The organism is Streptomyces sp. NPDC041205, from assembly GCF_055591765.1.
Map to the genome: position 1 here is coordinate 1532527 of NZ_JBVIZH010000001.1, position 8934 is coordinate 1541460.

An 8934-nucleotide genomic window follows, 5' to 3' on the forward strand; every position below is an offset into this window, starting at 1 on the left:
GCTCTCACGGATTCTTGGTGTGGGTCTCGAGGTTAGAGTCACCAGAACCCGAACTTCTTTGTGCGACTAGGCAGGAGATTCGTTACAGCCCGTTTAGCATCTCCCGCAACTTCCTTCCCCTTTTCTATAACATTCCCCGTCGCCTTGGTCGTCGCACGCCAAGCCCCCTTGGCGTGCCTTTTGATGGATTCCCTGTTGTCGTAGGCCCAGGTGCCGAGAAAGTAGACCCCTGCTACGCCGAGAGCCGTCCAGCCGACTACGGGTATAGCCGTGGCCACACCCGCGCTGACACTCAGGTAGGTCGCGGCAGAACCGCCCCACATAACAGTCGCGGCTCCTCCGACCTCTAGGGCGCCCATGCCACGATCAAAGCCCCCCAAGACGCCTTTGTGGTCCGGAATAAATAACTCTCTCCCACCGTGCGCAACAGCAAGGGGCAGACTTACTTTATCCAAGAAGCTGAGGCCTGGAGCCTGGTTAAGAAGTTTTGTACCCAGCGGGATCTTCAGCTTTGTGGTAATGAATGTACGTAGCGTCTGCTGCCATTTCCATGGTTCTTGATACAGCCGCTCAATACTATTGAGCTTAAGAAGCTCTCGCATGTAGGCAATATTCTTGAGCTTGAGCCGATCGCCCGTGATGCCAAAGTATCTGTTCAGCTCAAGGACGGCCTGCGCCCCCTTGACATTCTGTCCTTGCTGCCACCGCTTAAAAAGTTGCAAGGACGCTTCAGCCCCTGAAAGCACCTTGGTGATTCGAAAAGGGGCCGCTAGATTCTTTCCCATCTCCTTATACTTTTCGACATCCTCTTTAAAATCTTCGATAAGATCACCGACTTCACCCTTTTCCTCTCTTGCATCCTGCCAGGTCTTGAGGACGCCCGTAAGGCCGATAAACATCAGCTCGGCCTTGGGGTCCGAGTCCAGGATGCCAAGGCGTCGCCGGATATCCTTCGCTTGATCTTGGGACCACGAGGAGTGGGCCGGAAACTTGCCGAGATTCCCTTGATCGCCGTCCCACTTGGCGAGGATTCCGGATACGAGAGGCCCTTGGATAGCGAGAGCTTTGCCCGCAACATCCAGCGATGCAGCTAACTGCCGCGCCTTCTCCTTCTTCATCCCTCGAAAGGTAGTCATGTGCATCCCCGTTGCTGGCGAGTGACTGATGGCGGGTTTGAGCGTTGGTTCGACGGCTACCCCGACGAGCCGTCAGGGCAGCCTCTCGGGCTGCGTTGCATGCCCATCGCCGGGTGGCGGAGGCGCCTGGATGAGTGGGAACTCTGCCTCACTGGCGTCGACCACCGGCCGCAGAAGTGCGTGCGCCAAGTGGCATGGCGCGGGCTGCCGCGATGGGGTGAATCACGGGTGGCTCCCAGTGGGGCGAGGGCTGCGTCAGTAGAGAACTGACGCTATCCGCGGGGCTCTTGGTTCGCCAGAGTAAAGTGACCTACGAAACAGAGTAGTTGATCCAAGAGGCCAATGAATCAGCCACAACTACCCTCGATGCACGTCGGGATGATGGCTGCATCCCCCCTTGTGCAGCAGGTTGGAGTTGTGGGGCAATGCCCCCTACTTCGCAGTCGTGATTGCGCCGACTAATAGGCCGACTCCGCCACGCCCTCCATCTCCGTTGAGTTCTCACGGGACAGGTCGGGTTCGTCGCCGTGGAGTGGCAGGCAGCCGCAGGCAGCGGGATTACCGGCCAGGGGAGGTAAGTCGGTACTACGCTGCTGGAGGCCGGGATGATCAGGTGCCGACTCGCGTACTCAACGGATCTGTCCGATGCACAGTAGGACGTGCTGGTCAGGGGAGAGAACCGACCCGAGTGCCGACACGATGGGCCGTCAGGTCACCGAGCGCGGGACCGCAGGCACGAGTACGACGATGACAAGAAGGTCCTGGGCATCAAGCACGACCTCTTGGTCGACACGCTCGGCCTGTTCCTACGAGGCCTACAGGCCGAGCAGAGCTATCCGGGGCTTCTCGGCCACCACTCGTCAATTAGCTATGGGCATTGTCCCCACACAGGACAGACAGCGCTTCTTGTGAACGGGCTCGCCGGCCTTCCGATGGTGAATCCGTTCGCCTCAGCACACTCGACGGCGGGCACAAAGGTCCCCTCCCATGTACCGCCCCTATCGAGCAGTGTGCCCCTACCTCAAAACAGCCGCCCCGGCTCGCTTAGCCGGGGCGGCTGTTCGCTCAGGAATTCATGGCATCAACGGTTGATGGACTGAATCTCCTTGACGACGACGTTCTGGTTGCCGCCGAACTCGCCCTCCGGGAGGGTGTCTCCCTCACCGGTGCTGCTCGTCCACGTGACCTCCCACGTGACGGTGGCATTGAGCTTGTACGATCCCTTGCCGGAAGAGCGCAGGTACTTCACTCCGCACGGCGGCGTCTTCTTGGACTTGCCCTTGGCCCAGGGCTCGCCGATCCGGCCGTCCACAATGGGGCATTCGCCGGAGGCAGGGTAGGTCGTGGCGTCCTTCGTGCCCGGGTTGATCTTCAGCGAGACGGGCTTGGCGGTCGTCTTGGCCCAGATATTGGTTTCGGGCAGGCTCGCCGTCACCGAGATCTCCTTGAACTTGGCCCTGTCGAGCCAGACCCAAGTGGGCAGATTGACCTTGGTCTCGCCCTTGGGCGCCATCGCGACTTCAGTCTCGGGTATGGGGAGTTCGTCGTACGCGTACTCCGCCAGAATCTGGGGATTCACCGCGAGAGGCTCGGCCGGGGTCTCGTTGTCATCGACCCAGAAAGGCGGCCTGTTGCACTTCATCGCCTCCGGGTCGTCCTTGCGGTTCGGATTGATGACCTTGGTCCAGAACATCCCCTTGCCCTGCTTGTCAAGGTTGTAGTTCTTGTACGGGTCGCCGTCCTTGTAGTACGAGTCGTAGAAGTCCCCGAACATTTCGCCGATGCCGTCCATGAAGGGAATTCCGTCGCCGAAGGAGCGCAGCTTCTTGACCTGCTGCTCGATCTCCTTGGGCGAGAAGGCAGGCTCGTACCAGCACGCCGGAGGCGTCCAGTTGCTGCCCTCCGTGGAGAGCTTGCCGGTCTTGGCGTTCTTCGAATCACCGTTGACGCTGGTGCGGATGCTCGTCTCGACGGTGATGGTCTTGCCCTGTCGGTCTCCCTTGACGCTGCCGCGACTCCCGCCCGGAGTCTTGTCACCCGCGTACGCGAGCGTGGAAGTCGCCGCAGTCGCCAGCGCAAGGCCGGCCATCGTCAAGGTACGCAGAGCCCCGCGGTTCATGGCTGGCACTTCTTCGCCCCCTCCTCGGAAGTCACCATGGTGGCTTGCCACACACCCTTGGAGTTCTTCTCCATCCGGGTGTTGTACGAGACGTAGTCGTCCGAGTCACCGGGAGTCCTCTTGACCACTCCGGTCTTGCGGTTCTTGCTGTACGACTTCGTCTCGTCGCCGCAGTACGTGACCGCCGCGGCGCCGTCCTTGAGGAACGTCACGGCGTGGTCGTAGTACCGCGTCTCACCCGTCCACGTCACACCCGCGTCGTAGAAGGACTGGATGTAGGTGGCGGCGCTGGTGAGCGCGTCACCCTTGGAGTAGAACTTCAGCGCCGGGTGCTTTCTCGACTTGACCGTGATCGCCTCATCAACGGAGTTGATGACCCGTTCGTGATCCGCGAGGACGGCGTCCTTCTTGGGGTCGCCCGTCTCCGTGCCCTCGAAGACGTTCTTCACGCCCTTGGGCAGCTTGATCTCCGGACGTTCGATCGCGTCCTCGGAAGCCTTCGGCGAAGGCGACTTCGTCTCGCTGTTCCCGGCGCCCTCGATCTTGTCGTCACTCTTGGAGTCGCCGTCTCCGCCACCGCAGGCGGAGAGCGACAGAGCCGCGGCAGTCGTCAGCGCGGCCACCGCGAGCAAGGCAGGTCGGCGGTTCACAGTCAGCTCCCGATGGGACGTGGGGTCAGTGGGTTCACTTGAGTGAACCCACGCTATCCACGGGCACTGCGCGAAGCGAGAGTGAGGTTTACCCAGCACGGGGACAGATGTGGGCATATCGAAGCTCTGTGCGGGACGTTGTTGCCTAACAGTCGCACAACGGCGAGCGATGATTACCGGCCTGTGTCGGTTCGGGGGCTTGCCGTTCGGGGGCTTGCCGTCCAAGCCCCGTGTGCCGGGGGCGCCGCCCCGACCGCCCCGGTGCGGCGCAGCTTCTGCCAGCGCAGGCGGCCGCCGGTGAGGGCGGTGATCCAGGACTGGAGGAGGACGACGTACATGAGCTGGCGGTAGAGGAGTTGTTGGAGGGGGAGGGAGATGAGGTGGGTGAGGGGTTCGCGGTCGAGACGGAAGGCGTAGGCCGCGCAGACCGCCTGGAGGGTGAGGACGCCGAGCCAGGCGAGGACGGTCTGGCGGGTGGGGCCGAAGACCAAGCCGTAGAGGAGGAAGACGTCGATCAGGGGTGCCAGGAGGGGGGCGACGATCATGAAGAAGGAGACCAGGGGCAGGCCGACGCGGCCGAAGCGGCCGGACGGGCCCGACTCGACGAGCGCGCGGCGGTGCTTCCAGAGGGCCTGCATCGTGCCGTACGACCAGCGGTAGCGCTGGGACCACAACTGCCGCACGGTCTCCGGCGCCTCGGTCCACGCGCGCGCCCGCTCCGCGTACACGACCCGCCAGCCGTCGCGGTGCAGCGCCATCGTGATGTCGGTGTCCTCGGCGAGCGTGTCGTCGCTCATACCGCCGACGCGCTCCAGGGCGGTGCGCCGGAAGGCACCCACCGCGCCGGGGATGGTCGGCATGCAGCGCAGGACGTCGTACATGCGGCGGTCGAGGTTGAAGCCCATCACGTACTCGATGTGCTGCCAGGCCCCGATGAGGGAGTTCCTGTTGCCCACCTTCGCGTTGCCCGCGACGGCGCCCACGCGCGGGTCGGCGAACGGCTGGACCAGTTCGCGCACGGTGGCCGCCTCGAAGACCGTGTCGCCGTCCATCATGACGACGAGGTCGTGCCGGGCGTTGGCCAGGCCCCGGTTGAGGGCGGCGGGCTTGCCCGCGTTGTGCTGCCGTACGACGCGGACGTTCGGCAGGCCGAGGCCCTCGACCGTGCGGGCGGTGCCGTCCGTGGAGCCGTCGTCGATGACGATGACCTCGATGGGGTGGTCGCTCGTCATGAGGGAACGGACGGTGTTCTCTATGCACTTCGCCTCGTTGTAGGCGGGCACAAGGACCGACACGGGCTCCGTCACCGCCACCCCGCCCCCACGGGCATCGCCCCAGCGGAAGTCGCGCCCGCGGACCCGCCGGGCATGCGCCGCGGAGAGCAGCAGCATCAGGCCGAAGCGGGCGATGACCAGGACGCCGACCACGGCCAGGCCGATCACCAGGACGTCGGTGGTGTGTTCCGCGGCGCCGACCAGGAGGACCCAGGTCTTGCCCCGCCACAGCTCGAAGCCCTCCACGCGCGCGTGCGCGCCGGTCGTGCCGGCGCCCAGGGCTTCGGTGAGGTTGGTGAACTCATAGCCCTGCCGGGCGAGCCGGGGGATGAGGCGGTCGAGGGCGGTGACGGTCTGGGAGCGGTCGCCGCCCGAGTCGTGCATCAGGACGACGGCGCCCTTGCCGTCGGCGGGCGTGACGCGGCGGACGATCTCGTCGGCGCCGGGGCGCTTCCAGTCCTCGCTGTCGGTGTCGGTGACCACCGTGAGGTAGCCGCGGCTGCCGATGTGCCGGGCGACCGGCCAGGAGTTGTTGTCCATGGCGTCGGCGAACGACGAGTACGGCGGCCGGAACAGGGACGTACGGATGCCCGCCGCGCCCGCGAGCGCCAGTTGGCTCTGGGCGAGCTCCCGGTCGACGCGGTCCTTCGACTGGTACGACAGGTCCGGGTGGTTGAAGGTGTGCAGGCCCACCTCGTGGCCCTCGTCGACCATGCGGCGCACCAGGCCGGGGTGGCGCGAGGCCATCGTGCCGGTGACGAAGAAGACGGCGTGCGCGTCGTGTTCGGCGAGTACGTCGAGGACCTTGGGGGTCCACTTCGGGTCCGGCCCGTCGTCGAAGGTCAGCACCATGCGGTGGTCGGGGACGCTCAACGACTGCGTCCGGCCGCCGCGCGTGTCGATGACCGGGCCGCCCCGCAGGATCTCCTTCGGCACCTGGTCCGTGGCCGCGGGCGGCCGCACCCGGTGGTCGGCCTGGATCTCGCTGTGTACGTAGCCGCGCAGCATCAGCATCGCGCTCAGGGCTACGAGGAGGAGCGCGGGCAGGAGGTAGCGCATCGGGAGGCGGGGGCGGGAGCGGGGGCGCCTGCCCGCGGTGATGCGTCCGCGCCTGCGGTGGCGTGTGGGGCTTCGGCCTTCGCCGGGAGCGGAGGCGGGGCCGGGACCAGGGGCGGGACCAGGGGCGGGACCAGGGGCAGGAGCGGGAGCGGGAACCGAAGCGGAGTCGGAAGCGGAAGCCCGCGCCGAAGCGGAGTCGGAAGCGGAAGCCAGTGCCGAAGCTGAGGCCGGAGCTGACATCGCGGCGCCCTCGGCCGACCCACGCCCGCGCCCGCGCCCGCCGGAACGGAAGTTCATGATCGTACGCCCTCGACAGCCGCGTCCTCCTGGACCCGCCCGTCGGACGCGGCCCGCACCCCGGCCCCCGCGTCGTCGCCCGAGTCCGCCCCGGTGCCACCACTCTCAGCGCCGCTGTCACCGCCGCCGCTGTCCGTCGTCCGAGTGGACGAGGTCACGGGCGGGTCGGTCTCCCTGGTGGGACCGGGATCAGGACCGGGACCGTGGTCCGGGACCGTACCGGGAGGAGTGGCGTCACCGCCGGGCGCGGGCGAGCCGATGGCGCCACCGCTCCCGGCCGTACGCGCCCCGGGCTCACCGCCGGACCCGCCGCCTTCGCGCGCGGGACGCGGCCCCGAGGACCCCCCGGACCCGCCTGCCCCGTCACCACCCCGCGCCGACGGTATGGAGCGCCCCGCCCCGCCGCCCGCTCCCGGCGCCTCGCCCCCACCGACCCGCGCATCGGCGGAAGTGGAAGCAGATGCGGAAGGCGGCTTCGGCGCGGCACCGCCGGAGGCGGGCGCCGTCGGCCCGGCAGCCGACTCCGTCGGTAGTTCAGGAGTGTCGACCTGGCTCGCGGGCTGCTCTTCCTTGGGGTCGGGCACCGGCAGCCAGGGCGCGCTGGAGTTGCCCGAGACGAGCGTGGCGGCCATGACGACGGCGTACCCCGCGCAGAGAAGGCCGACGACCGCGCCGACCCGGCGATACCGTCTTCCCCTGCGGCCCGTCTCGTCGACGAACACCGGTGTATCAGCCACGCTCCGGCTGTCTGAAAACCCCTGCATGACACGGGTGCCACCGGCCGCCGAGCCGCCGTACTCCCCCGCGAGGCACCGGCCGACGCCGTCGATCTGGACGGTGACCTCGTTCGGGTCGTGCGTCGGCGCGGGCACCCCGTCCGACCACTCCGCCGGTCCGCCCGACCTGTTCGCCAGTCCGCCCGGCCACTCCGGCAGCGCACCCCGCCGCCCCGGCAGTCCGCCGCCAGGCAGCTCCAGAAGCCCATCGGCAGGCCCCAGACGCCCATCCGCAGGCCCCGAAAGGCTTTCCACCGGCGTCGATGAGCCGCCTTCTCGCCCGTTCTTCTCCATGCGCACGCAAACCCCTCACGGGTCGTGATGCGGGCGCGTACGACTCACCGGGCACTCGTCGTCCGGATCGGGCCCCCACCCGACCCAGGCGCCCCCCTTTATCACACCGCACCCGGAAGCCGAATGTAGCGCACGCCAGTGCCAACCGTGGTTTTACGTCAGTCCTGAATCATCATGATGAGTGCATCGGCGGCCGGAATCCATCCATCCGCCGGTCGGTTCAGCCAGTCTTCCTCCGCCGCGAGTTCGGCCGCGGCACGGCGCAGCGCGTCGAGGCCGGGGTGGCGCAGGCCCCGGCGCCACACGAGCGACACCGGCGACAGCGGCACGGGGTCGACGAGCGGCCGCAGCACACAGCCGGGCATCTCGGGGAAGCCGACGACGGCGAGCACGGGATTGCGGTGCTTCGCCATGATCCGCGCGAACTCCTCGGGGCCGACCGCGAGCGGGGCCGGCGGCGCGACCTCGATGCCGCGGCCGTCGAAGAGGCGGCGGGCCAGGTCGGTCCACTCCGGGGTGCGTTCGTTGCCCGCGCCCGCGTAGACGCGCTCGCCCGCGAGCCGGTCGAGCGGCACCGCGTCGAGCTCCGTGAGCGGATGGTCGACGGGGAGCAGCACCGCCATCGGCTCGTACCGCACGGGCTGTTGGCCGAGTCCCGCGCGTACGGTCTCGGGCAGTCCGGCGAAGCGGCCGAACGACGCGTCGAGGCGTCCCGCCGCGATCTCGGCGGCGGCGCCGGTCAGACCGCTCTCGAAGCGGGCCATCAGCTCGCACTGCGGCGCCAGTTCCCGGGCCCGGTCCAGGATCCGGCCGAAGACGAGGCCGGGGCTGTTGAGGTCGACGAGCAGCGGCCGGGGCGCCGCGGTCGCGCTGCCGCGCGCGAAGGCGGCCGACAGCTCGTCGTGCGCCGCGAGGACCCGCCCCGCGTACGGCAGCAGCCGCTCGCCGTCGGCGGTCAGCGTCACCTGCCGCGTCGACCGCGCGAACAGGTCCACCGCCAGCTCCCGTTCGAGCCGTCGTACGTCCCGGCTCAGGGCCTGCTGGGCCACGTACAGGCGGGCGGCGGCCCGGGTGAAGTGCAGCTCCTCCGCCACGGCGAGGAAGGCGCGCAGGAGGCGGGGGTCCACGTCACGGGGGACGGCGGGCGACGGGGAGGCGGCCGGCGTGGCGGAGGTCGAGGTGGGCGCGGGCGCGGAGACGGACGCGGACGCGGGCTCGGAGGCCGACGCGGGCGCGGGCTCGGAGGCCGACGCGGGCGCGGGCTCGGAGGCCGACGCGGGCGCGGGCTCGGAGGCCGACGCGGGCGCGGGCTCGGAGGCCGACGCGGGC

At 68.1% G+C, this 8934-nt stretch carries 6 protein-coding genes; all 6 read right to left on the reverse strand.

Going from position 1 to position 8934, the window contains the following annotated elements:
- Positions 1 to 38: 38 nt before the first annotated feature.
- The 6 genes from ACZ6BG_RS06680 to ACZ6BG_RS06705 all read right to left on the reverse strand — a co-directional run bounded on the left by ACZ6BG_RS06680 (position 39) and on the right by ACZ6BG_RS06705 (position 8732).
- Positions 39 to 1118, reverse strand: coding sequence for a hypothetical protein (locus tag ACZ6BG_RS06680; protein ID WP_468997627.1), 1080 nt, complete (start codon positions 1116 to 1118; stop codon positions 39 to 41).
- Positions 1119 to 2217: 1099 nt separating this feature from the next.
- On the reverse strand, positions 2218 to 3255 hold the full coding sequence (locus ACZ6BG_RS06685) for a hypothetical protein (protein ID WP_468998006.1): 1038 nt from the start codon (positions 3253 to 3255) through the stop codon (positions 2218 to 2220).
- Positions 3252 to 3905, reverse strand: a complete 654-nt coding sequence (locus ACZ6BG_RS06690; RefSeq protein WP_468997629.1) for a hypothetical protein — start codon at positions 3903 to 3905, stop codon at positions 3252 to 3254. The genes ACZ6BG_RS06685 and ACZ6BG_RS06690 overlap by 4 nt, the downstream gene beginning before the upstream one ends.
- A gap of 173 nt (positions 3906 to 4078) precedes the next feature.
- Positions 4079 to 6280: a polysaccharide deacetylase family protein gene (locus tag ACZ6BG_RS06695; RefSeq protein WP_468998009.1), complete on the reverse strand. Its 2202-nt coding sequence runs from the start codon at positions 6278 to 6280 to the stop codon at positions 4079 to 4081.
- 251 nt (positions 6281 to 6531) lie between these two features.
- On the reverse strand, positions 6532 to 7407 hold the full coding sequence (locus tag ACZ6BG_RS06700) for a hypothetical protein (protein WP_468997632.1): 876 nt from the start codon (positions 7405 to 7407) through the stop codon (positions 6532 to 6534).
- Between the two features lie 356 nt (positions 7408 to 7763).
- The gene (locus tag ACZ6BG_RS06705) at positions 7764 to 8732 is read right to left on the reverse strand and encodes a LysR family transcriptional regulator (protein ID WP_468997635.1); all 969 of its coding nucleotides are present in this window, start codon (positions 8730 to 8732) and stop codon (positions 7764 to 7766) included.
- Between the last annotated feature and the right edge of the window lie 202 nt (positions 8733 to 8934).